16 protein-coding genes and 6 pseudogenes are annotated in these 16,102 nt (G+C 66.2%); 10 read left to right on the top strand and 12 right to left on the bottom strand.

The features are described 5' to 3' along the window. The first annotated feature begins 5 nt into the window (after positions 1–5). Both ACPTTC_RS19285 and ltaE read left to right on the top strand, forming a co-directional pair. Entirely contained in the window at positions 6–536 is a 531-nt protein-coding gene (locus tag ACPTTC_RS19285; RefSeq protein WP_423393509.1) for a hypothetical protein, read from the top strand. A 166-nt stretch (positions 537–702) separates the two neighbouring features. Continuing rightward, positions 703–1,716, top strand: coding sequence for a low-specificity L-threonine aldolase (ltaE, locus tag ACPTTC_RS19290; RefSeq protein WP_423393510.1), 1,014 nt, complete (start codon positions 703–705; stop codon positions 1,714–1,716). Positions 1,717–1,821: 105 nt separating this feature from the next. On the opposite strand, the gene ACPTTC_RS19295 is transcribed toward ltaE, so the two are convergent. The 4 genes from ACPTTC_RS19295 to ACPTTC_RS19310 all read right to left on the bottom strand — a co-directional run bounded on the left by ACPTTC_RS19295 (position 1,822) and on the right by ACPTTC_RS19310 (position 4,064). After that, positions 1,822–2,034, bottom strand: a complete 213-nt coding sequence (locus tag ACPTTC_RS19295; RefSeq protein WP_423393511.1) for a DUF1059 domain-containing protein — start codon at positions 2,032–2,034, stop codon at positions 1,822–1,824. A gap of 138 nt (positions 2,035–2,172) precedes the next feature. Continuing rightward, positions 2,173–3,078, bottom strand: coding sequence for an HTH-type transcriptional regulator ArgP (locus ACPTTC_RS19300; protein ID WP_226197388.1), 906 nt, complete (start codon positions 3,076–3,078; stop codon positions 2,173–2,175). A gap of 72 nt (positions 3,079–3,150) precedes the next feature. Further along, entirely contained in the window at positions 3,151–3,456 is a 306-nt protein-coding gene (locus tag ACPTTC_RS19305; RefSeq protein WP_423393512.1) for a tyrosine-type recombinase/integrase, read from the bottom strand. A 53-nt stretch (positions 3,457–3,509) separates the two neighbouring features. After that, positions 3,510–4,064 (bottom strand): tyrosine-type recombinase/integrase, encoded by a 555-nt coding sequence (locus ACPTTC_RS19310; protein WP_423393513.1) that lies wholly within the window; start codon positions 4,062–4,064, stop codon positions 3,510–3,512. Positions 4,065–4,299: 235 nt separating this feature from the next. Between ACPTTC_RS19310 and ACPTTC_RS19315 the strand changes: the two are divergent. Next, positions 4,300–4,783: pseudogene (locus ACPTTC_RS19315) on the top strand (hypothetical protein); the annotation flags it as partial. Positions 4,784–5,137: 354 nt separating this feature from the next. Here ACPTTC_RS19315 and ACPTTC_RS19320 read toward each other — a convergent pair. Beyond that, entirely contained in the window at positions 5,138–5,605 is a 468-nt protein-coding gene (locus ACPTTC_RS19320) for an avidin/streptavidin family protein (protein WP_175952634.1), read from the bottom strand. A gap of 1,364 nt (positions 5,606–6,969) precedes the next feature. Here ACPTTC_RS19320 and ACPTTC_RS19325 point away from each other — a divergent pair. The 3 genes from ACPTTC_RS19325 to ACPTTC_RS19335 all read left to right on the top strand — a co-directional run bounded on the left by ACPTTC_RS19325 (position 6,970) and on the right by ACPTTC_RS19335 (position 9,631). Further along, the gene (locus tag ACPTTC_RS19325) at positions 6,970–7,623 is read left to right on the top strand and encodes a peroxiredoxin (RefSeq protein ID WP_423393514.1); all 654 of its coding nucleotides are present in this window, start codon (positions 6,970–6,972) and stop codon (positions 7,621–7,623) included. Between the two features lie 151 nt (positions 7,624–7,774). Further along, the gene (locus ACPTTC_RS19330) at positions 7,775–8,845 is read left to right on the top strand and encodes a rhodanese-like domain-containing protein (RefSeq protein ID WP_423393515.1); all 1,071 of its coding nucleotides are present in this window, start codon (positions 7,775–7,777) and stop codon (positions 8,843–8,845) included. A gap of 126 nt (positions 8,846–8,971) precedes the next feature. Then, positions 8,972–9,631, top strand: a complete 660-nt coding sequence (locus ACPTTC_RS19335) for a glutathione S-transferase family protein (protein ID WP_423395681.1) — start codon at positions 8,972–8,974, stop codon at positions 9,629–9,631. Between the two features lie 103 nt (positions 9,632–9,734). On the opposite strand, the pseudogene ACPTTC_RS19340 reads toward ACPTTC_RS19335, so the two are convergent. Further along, positions 9,735–9,899: pseudogene (locus tag ACPTTC_RS19340) on the bottom strand (phosphoesterase); the annotation flags it as partial. 484 nt (positions 9,900–10,383) lie between these two features. Next, positions 10,384–10,825, bottom strand: a pseudogene (locus ACPTTC_RS19345) (MFS transporter); the annotation flags it as partial. Between ACPTTC_RS19345 and ACPTTC_RS19350 the strand changes: the two are divergent. Beyond that, positions 10,812–10,907 (top strand): annotated as a pseudogene (locus ACPTTC_RS19350) (LysR family transcriptional regulator); the annotation flags it as partial. The pseudogenes ACPTTC_RS19345 and ACPTTC_RS19350 sit on opposite strands and share 14 nt — an antisense overlap. 78 nt (positions 10,908–10,985) lie before the next feature. On the opposite strand, the gene ACPTTC_RS19355 reads toward ACPTTC_RS19350, so the two are convergent. The 3 genes and pseudogenes from ACPTTC_RS19355 to ACPTTC_RS19365 form a co-directional block, all read right to left on the bottom strand. Next, positions 10,986–11,624: a 2-hydroxychromene-2-carboxylate isomerase gene (locus ACPTTC_RS19355; protein WP_423393516.1), complete on the bottom strand. Its 639-nt coding sequence runs from the start codon at positions 11,622–11,624 to the stop codon at positions 10,986–10,988. A 109-nt stretch (positions 11,625–11,733) separates the two neighbouring features. Continuing rightward, a complete protein-coding gene (locus tag ACPTTC_RS19360) occupies positions 11,734–12,210 on the bottom strand; it encodes an SRPBCC family protein (RefSeq protein ID WP_423393517.1) in 477 nt (158 codons plus the stop codon). A 164-nt stretch (positions 12,211–12,374) separates the two neighbouring features. Next, positions 12,375–12,482, bottom strand: a pseudogene (locus ACPTTC_RS19365) (polyketide cyclase); the annotation flags it as partial. Positions 12,483–12,668: 186 nt separating this feature from the next. Between ACPTTC_RS19365 and ACPTTC_RS19370 the strand changes: the two are divergent. Together ACPTTC_RS19370 and ACPTTC_RS19375 are read left to right on the top strand one after the other, a co-directional pair. Beyond that, positions 12,669–13,199, top strand: a complete 531-nt coding sequence (locus ACPTTC_RS19370; protein WP_423393518.1) for a GNAT family N-acetyltransferase — start codon at positions 12,669–12,671, stop codon at positions 13,197–13,199. A gap of 11 nt (positions 13,200–13,210) precedes the next feature. Further along, a complete protein-coding gene (locus tag ACPTTC_RS19375; RefSeq protein WP_423393519.1) occupies positions 13,211–13,996 on the top strand; it encodes a YhfC family intramembrane metalloprotease in 786 nt (261 codons plus the stop codon). Between the two features lie 3 nt (positions 13,997–13,999). Here ACPTTC_RS19375 and ACPTTC_RS19380 read toward each other — a convergent pair whose 3' ends face one another. After that, complete coding sequence (locus tag ACPTTC_RS19380) at positions 14,000–14,929, bottom strand: DMT family transporter (RefSeq protein WP_423393520.1); 930 nt, start codon at positions 14,927–14,929, stop codon at positions 14,000–14,002. Between the two features lie 285 nt (positions 14,930–15,214). Between ACPTTC_RS19380 and ACPTTC_RS19385 the strand changes: the two genes are divergently transcribed. Next, positions 15,215–15,793 carry a hypothetical protein gene (locus ACPTTC_RS19385; RefSeq protein ID WP_423393521.1) on the top strand — a complete coding sequence of 193 codons (579 nt, stop codon included), beginning with the start codon at positions 15,215–15,217 and terminating at the stop codon, positions 15,791–15,793. A 34-nt stretch (positions 15,794–15,827) separates the two neighbouring features. Here ACPTTC_RS19385 and ACPTTC_RS19390 read toward each other — a convergent pair. Further along, positions 15,828–16,070 (bottom strand): annotated as a pseudogene (locus ACPTTC_RS19390) (TetR/AcrR family transcriptional regulator); the annotation flags it as partial. Between the last annotated feature and the right edge of the window lie 32 nt (positions 16,071–16,102).

Below are 16,102 nucleotides of genomic sequence, written 5' to 3' on the forward strand. Positions count from 1 at the left end.
CGACGATGAAATCCGTATTTCGACCTTTGCGCGTGCCGGCCGCGCTGGCGCTGGCCGGCCTGCTCGGCGCGTGCGCGTACATCCCGACCGGGCCGAGCGTGATGGCGCTGCCCGGCACCGGCAAGTCGTTCGACCAGTTCCGCGCCGACGATGCGAACTGCCGTCAATACGCGTTCCAGCAATCGGGCGGCGTGAGCGCGAGCCAGGCGTCGACCGCGAGCGCGGTCGGCAGCGCGGCGGTCGGCACGGCACTGGGTGCGGCGGCAGGCGCGGCGTTCAACGGCGGCACGGGTGCGGCCGTCGGCGCGGGCGCGGGGCTGCTCGCGGGCAGCGTGGTCGGCGCCGGTGCGGCGCAAGGCTCGGCCTACGACATTCAGCGCCGCTACGACTACGGCTACCTGCAATGCATGTACGCGACCGGCAACCGCGTGCCGGTGCCGGGCGGGATGAGCGGCGGTGGCGGATATGACGGCGCACCGCGCGCGGCGCCGCCGATGCCGCCGGCGGGCGTTCAGCCGCCGCCGCCGCGCTACTGACGGTGGGCGGGGCGGTGTCGTGCGGCATGGCGCGCAGGTGCGCCCAGTGCGCCGTGCGCGCATCGACCGTCGGTACACCGCGCCGCATGAATTGCGTACACTCTGAGTCTCGTTTCGGCAGGGCCGGACGCATCGGTTCCGGTCCGCGTTTACCCAGGACTCAGCGATGATCGATTTACGCAGCGATACCGTGACACGTCCGAGCCAGGCAATGCTGGCCGCGATGACTGCCGCCGAAACCGGCGACGACGTATGGGGTGACGACCCGACCGTGCTGCGCCTGCAGGCGGTGATGGCGGAGCGGGCCGGCAAGGAAGCCGGCCTGTTCTTCCCGAGCGGCACGCAGAGCAACCTGGCTGCACTGATGGCCCATTGCGAGCGTGGCGACGAGTACATCGTCGGCCAGCTCGCGCACACCTACAAGTACGAAGGCGGCGGCGCGGCCGTGCTGGGCAGCATCCAGCCGCAGCCGATCGAGAACGCGCCGGACGGCACGCTGCCGCTCGCGAAGATCGCCGCGGCGATCAAGCCGATCGACAATCACTTCGCCCGCACGCGCCTGCTCGCGCTCGAAAACACGATCGGCGGCCAGGTCTTGCCGGAAGGCTATGTGCAGGAAGCTACCGCGTTCGCGCGCAGCCGCGGGCTGTCCCTCCACCTCGACGGCGCGCGCGTGTGCAACGCGGCCGTCGCGTCGGGCCGTTCGATCGCCGAGCTGTGCGCGCCGTTCGACAGCGTGTCGATCTGCTTCTCGAAAGGGCTCGGCGCACCCGTCGGCTCGGTGCTGGTCGGCAACCGTGTGCTGATCGAGCGTGCGCAGCGCTGGCGCAAGGTGCTCGGCGGCGCGATGCGCCAGTCGGGCATTCTCGCGGCGGCCTGCCTGTATGCGCTCGACCACAACGTCGAGCGGCTCGCGGACGATCACGCGAATGCCGCGCATCTCGCTGAGGGCCTCGCACGCATCGACTCTGTGAAGGTGCTGTCGCACGCGACGAACATGGTGTTCGCGCAATTCCCCGAAGCCGATTGCGCGCCGCTCGAGGCGTGGCTCAAGGCGCGCGGGATCCTCACGCAGATGCTGTACGCGTCGCGCTTCGTCACGCACTGCGACGTGTCGCGCGCCGATATCGATACGTTTATCGACGCGGTCGGGACGTATTTCGCGCAGCGCCGCGCGTAAGGTGGAATGCGCCGGCCGGCGGGGGCGCCGGCCCGATGTGGCGCAAAGCAGGAGGCGGAGAGGCGACGGGGCAATCCGTCTGTCGATATCGGGCGAGCCGGCGGATTACGCTTTGCGAGGTGCGTCGGCGGGCGGTGTGCCGTCGTGGAACAGCGCTTGCAGTTGCGTGCGCAGTTCGGCGCTGTCGGCGTGCTGGTGCACCAGCACCGCGTGTTGCACGGCGGCCTCCAGGAGTTCGTCGTCGGAGTCGGCGGAAATCGCGACCGAGCAATGCATCGCGCTGGGAAACTCGCGGCAATCGATGTAGCGGCGAGACATGATGTTCTCCTTGCGGGAAAGGGAATGGCCGGGTGTGCGTGATCGGCCGCGCGGCGCGCGCGCGAGGCCGATGAAAAAAGTATAGGCGGCGCGGCGGGGATTCTCGCCGTCAGGCGTACCGCGCCGCTCAAACGCGCGTCACGGCAGCGGCGCGAGCAGCCGGCGCGCCGCTTCGACGACCCGCTCGGACAATGACGCCATCGTCGGCGACTGCACGGTCCACGCGTGCCAGTAGAGCGTGACGTCGGTCGGATGCGCGGGCGCGAGATCGACGAGCCCCTGCGCGTCGAGCGGCGCGCTGCCGATCAGCGGCTCCGGCACCATCGCGTAGCCGAGCCCGTGGCGCACCGCCGCGAAGTGCGAATGGGTGCCCGGCACGTAGTGGCACGGGTACGCGCCCTCGGGCAACCCGAACTTCTCCTTCAGGAACGACGACTGCAGCGTGTCGCGCCGCGAATACGCGACGACGGGCGCCTTGCGCGCGCTCGTGCGGTTCAGCCCGCGCGGAAACCAGCGCACCGCGAACGCGGCGGCCGCGAGCAGCCTGTAGCGCATCGTGCCGAGCGGCGTCGCGAGGCAGCCGCGCATCGGCTTCGGCTCGGTCGTCACGCAGCCGACCGCCATCCCGCTTTCGAGCAGCGCGAACGTGTGGTCCTGATCCTCGACGATCAACTCGAACAGGATGCGCTCGCCCGCGAGCACCGACGTCAGCGCCGGCAGAAACCACGTGCCGAGGCTGTCGGAATTGAGCGCGATCGTGACGGAGATCGGCAATTCGCGCTCGGTCGCGAGCGTGCTTTGCAGGTCGGCCTGCAGCAGCGCGACACGGCGCAGGTGCTGCAGCACGCGCTGGCCGGCCACCGTCGGGCGGCACGGCCGCGTGCGCAGCACGAGCGGCGTGCCGAGGCTGGCCTCCAGCGCGCGGACCCGCTGCGTGACGGCGGATGCGGTCACGTGCAGCCGTACGGCCGCCTGCTCGAAGCTGCCCGTGTCGGCGACGGCCAGCAGCGCGGCGGCCTGCTTCGAATCGATCGTCAGAGACATGGATCAGATAGCCCGAGACAGATTGTGATACTCAAAACGATGAAGCCTTGTTGGTTATGACGTTGCGGCCGATCATGACGCTGGGTGATCAAGTGTGACATGCCAATCGGTCCCACCTTGGGATCGAACCGTGACCGATTCGACATGTTGTGCCAGATGGTCTGGCGTGAGATGCGCATACCGGAGAACCATGTCGTCACTCGACCCTCCACCCGGTTCCTTCAGTCGCTCGAGCGGTGGGCCATGCTGAGCGCGCCAGCTAGCCCAAGTGTGCCGCACACCGTGGAATCGAAAATTCTCGACGTTGGCCCGCGCACATGCGGCGAGCCATTGTTCTCGATCCCACGACGTGATCCGCTTGCCGTGTCGGACGAACACAAACCGGTGATGCTTGCCGATCCACTTGCGGATGAGTCCGATCGCCTCGCTGTTCAGTGCAGTGGAACGCCGATCGACTTACCCGCCTTCGCCTGATCTGGATGAATCCATGCGCGACGAGTCACCAGATCGAGTTGCGACCATTCGAGGCCGAGAGTGTTGGCTTGTCTAAGCCCGGTCGCAAACCCGAAGGCTGCAACATCACGCATCCAGTCGCGATTGAGTTCGCGAAGTAGCCACGGCGCCTCCTCTTTCGTGATCCAGCGCATCCGCTTGCTGGACGCTTTGGTGCACTTCAGTATCGGTGCTCGATCGATCCACTCCCACCTTGCGGCAGCGTTGAGCATGCCGCGAATCGTTGCAAGATACCGGTTTCGCGTTGCTACCGAGGCAGCCTTATCCGGACGCCAGCGACCACACTTTTCCGGAAGCGCTTCCATGATCTCGGCCGACGTCCGGGAGTCGATGCGGCGCCCATGAAAATACGTGCCGAAGTGTCTTGGGTGGCCCACGAAGTTGACGTCATTTCGCTTCGTTGCGTGCTCGTTGAGGTATCTCACCACGGCCTCTTCGCAGACGTAGCGTCGCCGCTCCCCGAGCTTATGCACGCGTCACCGTTCCGCTTTCAGCTTGTCGTGATACTCGTCCGCTTCCTTCCGGTCGGCAGTCCCACAAGAGCGGCGGATTCTTTCTCCGCCTGGCGTACGAAGATCGAGGTAATAGACGCCGCCGCGCTTTCGGATGGACCTTGGTAACGCGTCTTTCCTTCCGTCCGCGCCGGTCGATCGGCATTGTAACCGGACGATTTCGATTTCAGAATTTCAGGCCGAATTCGCCACACCCATCGACATCGTCGAGCGGTTTGCGCTCCGGTTGCCGGATGAGTGGGTGAACGACCAGTGCGTCGAGTGCGGGGGGCGGGCGTCGGGCGTCGCGTGCGTCCCGTCACGATGTCAACGCACGTGTGCGATGTATGTGGGGGCAGCGGAAAGGTGTGTGTATCGGAAACGTATCCCGTTCTTCGACGGGCGTAACGGGTCGTTGGTCTTTCTGGAATGCGAACTAAGCGACGACTGCGGCGGGTTGGGGTGAATCGCTGCGCCGCCGGCTTCGGATAGGAAGGGGCGGCACATTTGTCCCGACTGTTCCGACTGTTCCGGTTCCGGCGAGCGGCAGGTCGATGACGCTGGTCGGCGCGCACGCGCTCGGCGTATCGCTCGACGAGTATCGGCTGAACCGGTCGTGGCGCTTTCACGACATGCTCGCGCTGTTGGATACGGTAGATGGATCGGTGTACGACACATTGTGTCGGCGATTGCGGGGATGAAACGGAGTCCATTTCAAGAGCGGATCGCGTAGATTCCGCGCATCCTTTACCGCGTCACTGGATACGTGAGCGACCGCACACTCGTGTCGCAACAATCGCACGACAGGCGTACTGAATCGCGGGAGCGCCGCGACCAACAACGACAACTGTCTGTCGGGATTTGTCGGGATCTGTTGGGCGGGCGTTCGCCCTGACGAAATGAATGCCGAAGCCCTGAGCGCGAAAGTTCTCAGGGCTCTTTTGTGAGCGGCTCAACCCGCGCCCCCGCGCCGATTCTTCGGCAGCGGGGCGCTTTCGTTTCAAGTCCTGACACTGACACGTGAGGTGGGTTCGGGAATAGGGAATGCGGCCTCCTTACTGTGAGCCGCTCGGTGTGAAAACATCTTGCCCTACATTGGTGTGCTTCCACGAAAACTGGGCGAAAGCGTTTGCGTAGTAGTAGAGCGCAGTGATAGTCGGCGTGCCGTTCGTCACTCGACAAAGTCCTGACCACGTCGTAATGCTGTTGTAGCTGGCTGAGCTATTGTTCCAGTTTACGGAAAAAGTAAGCAGCGTAACTTGATCAAGCCCGCTATTTGAAGGCGGCGCGGCATAGTACCAACCGGAGAGCGCAAAAGTCTGCCCTGTTGTTCCGGAAGGCGAAATATACGTGCCTTGAATGGCACCCGTTCCCGAAACGGCGCCGATTTTCATGGTTGAGCCCAGCTCATTGCGCCACGAGCCGATCGGGTTCTGGCAAGTTGGGGGAGAGAGAGCTGTTTCGGCCCATGAGGGTGATGTGAGCGTCCCCAGGATAGCGAGCGACGCGAGCGTTTTCTTCATTTTGGTTTCCTTTCGTGTGATTGTGCGGATCCCGCATACGGGCTCAACCACGCTGTGGTGAACCTGACCCCCCAATCCGACACATAATTGCGCGAGCTCGACTGATGATTCCTGGTGGCGGCAATCATCCCTTTAAGAGATTTGATCGAGTGGGTGATTTATTAGCGCGATCGTTTCCGTTAACAATGGCGGGAAAAATTGATCAAGCGAGAATGGTCTTGGATGTTTGATTATTCAATGTGTATTTTTATCTGGGGTGTTAATTTGAAATTCAGAATAGGTTGATCGAGGGGGATTTGCAAGAATGCAAATTTGATTTTGGTGAATTTGCCGGTTAAATAAATGTTGGATTTGTGGTGATGCGGGGCTGAATTTTGCGGGCGTCGTGGGGGTGGTGAATTAAGTGAAATTGTTGTCGATTCTTTTTTGATTATGTGCTGGATCATTGATGTCACGTAGGTGCAGTCCCTTCTCGTGGGGCAGATGCACCAATAGAAGACGAAATCCGCTAGGTGAAAGCCTCGCGTTTTTTTACTTTGGAGGCGCAGCAATACGATGCAAGTCGGCGAGCGTTGGGCCGCGTGAGATCTGGTCGACGTGGGATGAAGATCGAAGCACCGGGCGCGTTTCTGAATACAACCCATCGGGGCTGCGCCGTGATTCGGCGGATCGCGACGACGCTACGTCCGCCGGAGAAGATCGCGACGACGGCGTGGGTGCGCAAACTCAGTACGGCTAGCATGGCAGTCGATGGTGCCCCATCTTCGAATGCTTGATACAGCAGTGCTTCTTCCCGGCTTTGCCCGCGTGCCTGGCCGATCCGCTTGATTCATTGACACAACCAGGGCGTTTAACCCGATGAATGAGGTTTGGCTAGTCGGCGATGGGCGTTTTACCGTGTCTGCAAAACCAACGTTTCATCATTGGTTTCCGAACCTTCGCGGTCCTGCAGCTGTAGGCAAGAAATTGACCTATGTGTGGAAATAAAGTCGAACCGGCGGTGGCGGGTAGCGCGCCGGCCGGGCCTCAGCACGGCTCCGCGCTCTTGAGGTGCAGCGAGCCTTGATGATCGATCGTCATCGACATGTCGGTGGAATTCCAGTGAACGCAAGGCGGGAGCCGCCGGTCGTGTAAGTCAGTGCGTACAAGCGGCCGGGTGCGGCGCAACGTCCGGTTGCACCGCATTCGTCGTCGGAATCGACCACGGTAAGCCGCACGCCGGTGGCGCGTGCATTTTGACCTACGCTATAGGAACGCGCGGAACCCGGCATGTGCCATGCCGGCACTTCGCGCGCGGACGATCGCGCGTCGCGCGCAAGCCGCGACGCGGGCGTCGTGACGATTCCCACTTGATGGAGACGAACATGTCGATTCGACTAGGCGAGGACGCGCCCGATTTCACCGCGGAGACCACCGAGGGAACGATCCGCTTTCATGAATGGATCGGCGACCACTGGGCCATCCTGTTTTCCCATCCGAAGGATTTCACGCCGGTGTGCACGACCGAACTCGGCTACATGGCCGGGCTCAAGCCGGAATTCGACAAGCGCAACACGAAGATCATCGGGCTGTCGATCGATCCGGTCAGTGATCATCGCAAGTGGGTGGCGGATATCGCTGAAACGCAGGGGCATGCGGTCAACTATCCGCTGATCGGCGACGACGAACTGAAGGTCGCGAAACTGTACGACATGATTCATCCGCATGCGAGCGGCGGCCCGCGCACGGCGGTCGACAACGCGACCGTGCGCTCGGTGTTCGTCATCGGGCCGGACAAGAAGGTCAAGGCGATGCTCGTCTATCCGATGAGCGCGGGGCGCAACTTCGACGAGGTACTGCGCCTGCTCGACGCGCTCCAGCTCAACGCGAAGCATACGGTGGCGACACCGGTGAACTGGAAGCCCGGCGACGATGTCATCATTCCGACGTCGGTGTCGGACGATGCTGCGAAGCAGAAGTATCCGGAAGGCTTCCGGACGCTCAAGCCGTACCTGCGCTACGTGACGCAGCCGAGCTGACGCGCCGTGCGGGCCGGATGCCGGCCATGCAGAACCACGACGGGGCGGCCCGCGCGACAGCGACAGCGGCGGCGCGGGCCGGGCAATGCGCATCAAGTCCGTACGAAGCACGCATCAAACAAGCATCAACCAGCGACGGAGCGACTTCGCGATGATCTTCCGGCAACTCTTCGACCCGCAATCGTCGACGTACACGTACCTGCTCGCCGACCGCGCGTCGCGCGAAGCGCTGCTGATCGATCCCGTGTTCGAGCAGGTGCGCCGCGACGCGGCGCTGCTCGACGAGCTCGGGCTGCGGCTCGTCGCGACCGTCGACACGCACGTGCATGCGGATCATGTGACGGGCGCATGGCTGCTGAAGCAACGCATGGGCAGCACGATCGCGATCTCGGCCGCGAGCGGCGCGCAGGGCGCCGATCGTTACCTGAACGACGGCGACCGCTGCACCTTCGGCGCGCGCTACCTGACCGTGCGCGCGACGCCCGGCCACACGAGCGGCTGCATCAGCCTCGTGCTCGACGACGAATCGATGGCGTTTACCGGCGATTGCCTGCTGATCCGCGGCACGGGCCGCACCGACTTCCAGCAGGGCGACCCGCGCGCGCTGTATCGCGCGGTGCACGGCCGGCTCTTCACGCTGCCGGCCGCGTGCCTGCTGTATCCGGCTCACGACTATCGCGGGCTCACGGTGACGAGCGTCGGGGAAGAGCGGCGTTTCAATCCGCGTCTCGGCGGCGATCTGAGCGAAGACGATTTCGCGGGCTACATGCGCAACCTCGGGCTCGCGCATCCGCGCCAGATCGACGTCGCGGTGCCGGCGAACCTGCAGTGCGGCGTCGCCGCGCACGCGCCCGATGCGCAGGCGACAGCCGACTGGGCGCCGCTCGTCTACACGTTCGCCGGATTCTGGGAAATCGATCCGCAATGGCTCGAGGATCATCTGCCGGCCGTGCAGGTCGTCGACGTGCGCGAACCGGATGAATTCACAGGCCCGCTCGGCCATCTGCCCGGTGCGACGCTGATCCCGCTCGGCGAACTGGCCGCGCGCGCCGGCGAGATTGCGCGCGACCGGCCGGTCGTGACCGTGTGCCGGGCCGGCGGGCGATCCGCACAGGCGACCGTGATCCTGCGGAAGGCCGGCTTCGACGCGGTCGCTAATCTCGGCGGCGGGATGCTGCGCTGGCGTGCCGAAGGGCGCGTCGTGATGGACGGCCGGTCGTAACGGCCCGAGTCGCACGACAAAAAAATTCCGGATCGCTGTCGAAACGGCAGCGTGCCGTTCGTCGTGAAGGTATCCGATCATGTGGCGCCGTATCTCGCGGCGCCGAAACCCCTGAGAGACCGCACGATGATGCCGACACTGTACGCCCACCCCTTTTCGTCCTACTGCCAGAAGGTGCTGACTGCGCTGTACGAGAACGGCACGCCGTTCGAGTATCGCGTGCTCGCGCACGACGATCCGAAGCCGATGCAGGAACTGGCCGCGCTGTGGCCGCTGAAACGCTTTCCGGTGCTCGTCGATGCCGGCCGCACGGTGATCGAGGCGTCGATCATCATCGAGTATCTCGGCCTGAACCATCCGGGCCCTGTGCGCCTGCTGCCCGACGATCCGCATGCGGCGCTCGAGGTGCGGGTGATGGATCGTTTCTTCGACAACTACGTGTCGACGCCGCAGCAGAAGGTCGTGCACGACGCGTTGCGTCCGGAAGCCGAGCGCGATGCGCGCGGGGTTGCCGATGCACGCGCGATGCTGGAGACGTCGTATTCGTGGCTGGACAAGAAGATGGCCGATCGCGAATGGGCGGCCGGCGACCGCTTCAGCCTCGCCGACTGCGGCGCGGCGCCGTTCCTGTTCTACGCTGACTGGACGCACCGGATCGATCCGTCGTTCGCGAACGTGATTGCGTACCGCCAGCGTCTGCTGGCGCGGCCGTCGTTCGCGCGCGCGGTCGACGAGGCGCGGCCGTTTCGATCGTTCTTTCCGCTGGGTGCGCCTGATCGCGACTGATCGGCGCGGCCGTCGCGCGACGCGCGGTTGCCGCGCATGGCCGGCAGCGGGTGCCGGGGCGACGGCGGAACGTAAGCAGCGGCAGCATCGTGGCGTCTCCCCGTTACATCGTGTGGGTGGCCGACTGCGCAAGCGTCGGCAACGCGTCGAACTGCGTGATCGGCTCGAAGCACGGCAGGAACGCGAGCGTATAGGCCGGCGCGGGGAAGCGCCGGATCGTCGCCAGCACCTGCGGCGCGAAGCGCGAGCGGATCGCGTGATGCATCAGCGGACCGCACGTGATGCGGGTGACGAAGATCTGGATCGTGGTGTCGAAATGGTTCATGTCGTGCGACCCCGGTGGACCGCAGGGCATGACGTGCGGTCGGCAGGATCTGGAAGCGCGCTCGCACCGGAGCGCAACGGGGAGCAAGTATGTCACCCGTTATTTCGAAGAAAATGCGAAAAAATACCGGGAATCCCCCGATAAAACGGGGCCGTGCGATGGGGCCGGATGGGTGAGCGCCGCGTGGCGGGGCGCATCGAATCGTCCGGCGTTTTCGCATCGATGCATACGGCCGCCGGAAAAATAATGGGTTGAACTGGACATTCGTTCGAGCCGGTGCGGATCTTACGCGGAATGGACGTTTTTCATGCTGAATGCGCACGAATCTGCCAGGCATGCGCAGCGGCATGCGTGCGCTGATCGAAAATAAAAGAAAAGGCGGGCAAGCTCGGTGGGCCTGCCCGCCACGCGTGTGCGATGCGGAAATTCAGTTGCGCCAGATCCGCACGGCGAGCGCGGCCAGCGAGGTGACGACGGCCAGCGCGGTCACCGCATTCCAGCCCAGTTGCGCGAGCAACAAACTGCCGATCGCGGCGCCGGCCGCCATTCCGATGAACATGCCGATGAACAGCACCGCATCGAGGCGGCTGCGCGACGCCGGGTCGATCCGGTGACGATCGCCTGGTGCGCGATCAGCGTGGCCTGCACGCCCAGGTCGAAGCCGATCGTCGCGACCGCGAGCAGCACGAGCTGCGCATGCGGCGACATCAACGGCGCGGCGGCCATCGACGCGAACATACCGTCGCGATGCCGATGCCGATGCGCGTGACGCGTTCGGGGCCATGATGGTCGGCCAGGCGTCCGGCAATCGGCGCGTCCAGCGCCCCGGCCGCACCTGCAAGGCCGAAGGCGCCCGCGGCTGCGCTGCGGGGGGTGGGCGCGTGCGTCGGCTCGTCATGGATGCTGGCCGACCACCTCGCGCGCGGCGAACTCGTGCACCTCGCGCCCGAGTGACAGGCCGCGCCGTTGCCCGTCTACCTGACCTACCCGCATACCCGACGCGAGCGGCGCCGGGCGGCCGCGGCCGCTTCAACCGCGCCGGATGCCTTCGGGCAGCGCGCTGATGCGGCGCACCTCGGGCGAATCGAGCCACGCGCGCGACGTCGCGCAGTCGGCGAACATGTCGGTCGCATCCTCGCCCCAGAACAGGTCGCCGCCGAGTTCGAAGGTCGGCACGCCGAATACGCCGTGCGCGATCGCATCGTCGGTGTTCGAGCGCAGCGCGTCCTTCACCGACTGGGCGTCGACGGCGGTCACGCCTTCCGGAAAGCCGACGGCTTCGCACAGCGCGGCGAAGCCTTCCGGCGTCGACACATCCTGGCCGTCTCGCCAGATATGCCGGAAGATCCGCCGGATCGCGTCAGGCGAATTGCCCATCGCGATCGCGAGGCGCAGCGGCTTGATCGGATTGAACGGGTGCGCGGGCGGCATCCGGAACGGGATGCCGAGCTTGTCCGCGCGATATTGCGCGTGGCGATAGGTGAAGACGCGTTTCGCCGCGATCTCGGCCGGCGCTTTCTGGCCCCAGTGTGCGAGCAGTGCGCCGAGCACGATGGGCCGAGGCTCGAACGCGGCGGCGGGCGGCAACCGGTTGAATTGTTCCTGCTGCAGGTAGGCGAACGGGGAAACGAAATCGAAATACCAGGTGGCGGTGCGCGCGGCGTTCATCGCGAGAGTCTCCTCGTACGGGCCCGGATGGGGCGGGTGCGGACCAGTGTCGCACGCGGCGGCGTTTTGCGCTGCCGCATCGCTAGCCCGCCGCCGGCGCGGACGGCCGCTACGTGGCCTCCACCAGCGCCGCGAGCCTTGCCAGCGCCATTTGCCAGCCGGCTTCGTTGTCGGTGGCCGGCACACCGGGCGGCACACCGTCGTGCACGGCTTCCACGCGCGTGCCGCCCGCTTCGTCGGACAGCGTGATCGTGATCGTCATCGCGCCGCGCAGCATCGGATCGTCGGTCTCGAACACGTCGATCTCGACGATCCGCTCGTCCGGCACGAGCGTGACGAAGCGGCCGTGATAGGTATCGGTGCGCGCGGTGGTCTTGCCGGCGCCGGCCGACGGCGCGTCGTAGCTCAGCGACACGCGCAGCGCGCCGCCTTCGCGTGCGTCGTACGCATGCACGCGGCACGTCATGCCGTCGGGCACCTTCCATTGCTCGACCGCGTGCGGATCGAGCAGTGCGCGGTAGACGCGGCCGCGCGGGGCGTTCAGGTGCCGGCTGACCCGGGTCGAATGCGTGTGCGTGTGCAACATGTTGCCTCCCGCGAAGCGCGCGACGGTGCGCGCCGGCGGCCGGCGTGTCGTCACGCTTCCTTCAGGAATCCTAGGCGCGCGCGACGCGGCATGCAATGACCGCGCACCCGCCGCGCCCAGCGCAGCGCGGCCGCGAAGGCGCCGAGTTGCGTGATGCAGATGTTTCAGCCCTCGAAAAAACCGGGCGCTTCATGACGTTCGCGGGTGGGGGCGTCCGAATCCATCACGCGCGCTTCGTAGCGGCTGCCGGCGGCGTCGTCGGCCATCCGAACGGCGCTGCAACGGAAATTTTCATCGCGTAGGATGATGGGGCGGTAACACGCGCCGACCGGGTGCGGCGTTGCCGCAAGCCCGCCGCCGTTGCGCGAGCCGCGACGATCGGCCGGTGCTCCTTCCGATCCGGACGCACGCCGAACCCGCGCGTGCGGCCCACCTGACTACTGACTACCGGAGATGGCATGACCGAATCCGTTACCGTCCGCCGTGTCGACGCGGACGAAGCGAAGACCTGTATCGATGTGCTGGCCGACGTGCTGATCGATTGCGTCGAGGGCGGCGCGTCGGTCAGCTTCATGTTGCCGATCGAGCGGACGACTGCCGTCGCGTTCTGGACGAAGGTCGCCGACGGCGTCGCGAACGGCGAGCGCATCCTGCTCGTTGCCGAGGACGCGGCCGGCCGGATCGTCGGCACCGTGCAGGTCGTGACCGCGCAGCCCGAGAACCAGCCGCATCGCGCGGACATCTCGAAGATGCTCGTGTCGCGGCACGCGCGCCGGCAGGGCATCGCCGCACGGCTGATGGCGGCGGCCGATACGGCCGCGCGCGACGCCGGCAAGACCGTGCTCGTGCTCGATACCGTGACGGGCGGCGACGCCGAACGGCTGTACGAGCGGGCCGGCTGGCAGCGCGTCGGCGTCGTGCCGAACTACGCGCTGATGCCTGACGGCACGCTCTGCGCGACGACGTATTTCCACAAGCAACTCGCGTAGCCGGGCGCGCGATGCATTCCGTTGCGCCGATGCTCGTGTTCGTCACGCTGGCGGCCGGTCTCGTCGCGCTGCTCGCGCCTGCGTGGCTCGCGGCCGCGTGGCGGCGCCGCACGCAGGTGCCGTGGCGCGTGTTCTTCTACGGGATGCTGACCTTCTTCGTGTTCCAGCCGGTATTGCGCCTGTCCTGGCAGATTCCGCTGTACCGCTGGCTCGCGCACGACCCGCGCTGGCACCTGCCGATGCTCGTGTTTGCGGCGTTGACGGCCGGGCTCTTCGAGGAATGCGGGCGCTGGGTTGCGTTCCGCTATCTGCTGCCGAAGCGGCATGACGCGCCGGCGGCCGTGATGCTCGGGCTCGGGCACGGCGGGCTGGAGGCGATGATGCTGGTCGGCGTCGGGTTTCTCGCGCTCGGCACGGGCTATCTGCTCGCGCACGCGGGTGTCGTGGTACCCGAGGGCGTGCAGTCGCTGATCGGGTCACAGTTCGCGGGCATGACGCTGGCGTCGCCGTTTCTCGCGCTGCTCGAACGCACGAGCGCGCTGGCCGCGCATGTCGGCCTGTCGCTGATCGTGTTGCAGACGTTCGTGCGCGGGACGAAACGCTGGCTGGCGTACGCGATCGCGCTCCATTTCGTATTCGACCTCGCCGCCGTGCTGCTGACGCGGTACTGGCACGTCGATACGGTGCTGATCGAGGTGATCCTGTTCGCAGCCAGTGTCGCGCTCCTGCTGCTGGGCATTCGCTGGAGCCGCCGGCCGACGGGTGCCGGCGACGCGAGCACGGGGCACATCGCCTGATGGTCAGGATCCGGTTCGGCCATGCGCAGTGGGGTTCAGCCGCCGGATGGCCGGCGCATGGCCCGTGCGCCACCGGCTGACGAGGCTCAGGGCCATGCCGGCCGTGACGATTGCGATGCCGGCCAGCGCCGCCGCATGCGGCCGTTCGTCGAGCAGCAGCATGGCCTCGAGCGTGGCAAGCAGGGGCATCAGCGCGGCGAAGGTCGCACCGATCGCCGGGCCGAGCGCGACGACGGCCTGGCTGAAACAGTAGAGCGCCAGTACCGACATCAGCACGCCCTGGTAGATCGCCTGCGTCGCGATGGCAGCGATCGGCGCATGCAGCACGGCGCCACCGCGTACGGCCAGATAGAGCGGGCAGTAGAGCACCGCGGAGCCGACCGCCACGACGGCCGTCGCGTGCAGCGCACCGCAGCCGGCGCGTTTCGTCGTGACGTTGTAGACGGCCCACAGCAGGCCGCCGAGCATGAACAGCACGAGGGCCGGCAATCCGATCGCGCCGCGCAGCGCATCGGACGCGGCCAGCGCGATGCCGGCCAGGATCGTGACGATGCCGGCGATCTGCGCGGCGCTCAGCCGCTCGTGCGCGACCTGCCGGCCGAGGATCGCCGTGAACGCGATCATGCTGCCGGGCGTCAGCGCGAAGTAGCCGACCGGCGCATGGCTCAATGCCGCCGCGACGGTCAGGATGTAGGGCGCGCCGGCGCCGATCACCATCGGCGCGACCGACGCCGGGCGCAGCGCGCCGAGCCCGTTGCGCAGCAGGACGGGCAGCAGCAGCGTGCCGGATACGGCGAAACGGATGAACGCGATGTCGTACGCATCGAGGGCCGAATGCGTGACACCGAGACGCGTGACGACCGGAAAGCCGCCCCAGACGAGCGCCGCGAGCAATCCGTAGCCGATGCCGGCGAGCCGTTCGTTTCCGTTCATGTCCTGTCCCTGTCGTGCGGCCGTTGCGAGCCGGTTGAGGGCAAGGATGCGGTGCGCCCGGTAATGCGTCCAATATATTATTCAGGCGCTATTAAGTCGTAAAAGGTCTTTGTTCCGGCGAAGCGGCAGATCGCAATGGCAAGCGCCGGAATGTCTCCCCGGGTTGCGGCGAGCGCAAGCCGGCAATTGGGCGTTGGCCATGAATCAAGCAGGGCCGGAGATATCGCCAGTCCGTTATAGTCACGCAGGCAAACTACAGCTGAACGCCCCGGAACCACCGCCTCGATGAAACGCTCGCATGTCGCTTTCGCCCTCACGGGCCTGCTCGTTGCGCTGCCGATTGCCGCGTATGCGCTCGTCAAGCCGTTGCGCGTCGTCGCACCCGCGCTGGTCCCCGGCGTGTCGTGCCCGAGCGCCGATATCTGCACGGACGATGCCGCGAAGCTCGGCGACGCGCGGCAGCTCTATCGCGACGGCTATGCGCGCGCGGCGGCGGCCGTTGGCGCATTCCAGGAGGCGCCGCGCGTCGTGTTCTGCTCGACGCGGGCGTGTGCGGATGCATTCGGCCTGGGCCAACGCGCGGCGCTGACGCTCGGGAATTTCGGCGTGATCGTCGCACCGCGCGGCTGGCAGACCTACTTTCTCGCGCACGAGCTGATCCATCACCGGCAGGCGGAAGTACTCGGCAACCTGGCCGTCGCGACCAAGCCGCGCTGGTTGATCGAAGGGATGGCGTATTCGCTCAGCGACGATCCGCGCCACCCGCTGGCGGAGCCGTTCGAGTCGTGGCGCGCGCGTTTCGATGCGTGGCATGCGGCGCTCGGCGGGCAGCCGCTGTGGGAGGCCGCGCGGGCGGTTGAATAGCGCGGCAAGGGCGCCCCGCGCGTCGTCTTGTCCGTCATGCCGGCGCGAGCGGATCGTCGCGTTCGGCGGTGAGCGCGTCCCGCCCTGCGGCGAGGATCTCGTCAGCCAGCGCCGGATCGGTGCCGGCGATCGCGCGCGACAGCACGAGCGCGCCGACCATCTGGCTGAAGACCGCGTCGCGACGCGTCCGTGCTGGCGTTGCGCCTTCCACGGCCACCATCGGTTCCAGCCGATCGAGATACATGGCGAGGCCCTGCGCATGGAACCGGCGCCGCGCTGACGCACCGGAATCCCGAGCCCGTCACCCCC

This window comes from Burkholderia mycopellens, assembly GCF_964265025.1.
GTDB lineage: Bacteria > Pseudomonadota > Gammaproteobacteria > Burkholderiales > Burkholderiaceae > Burkholderia.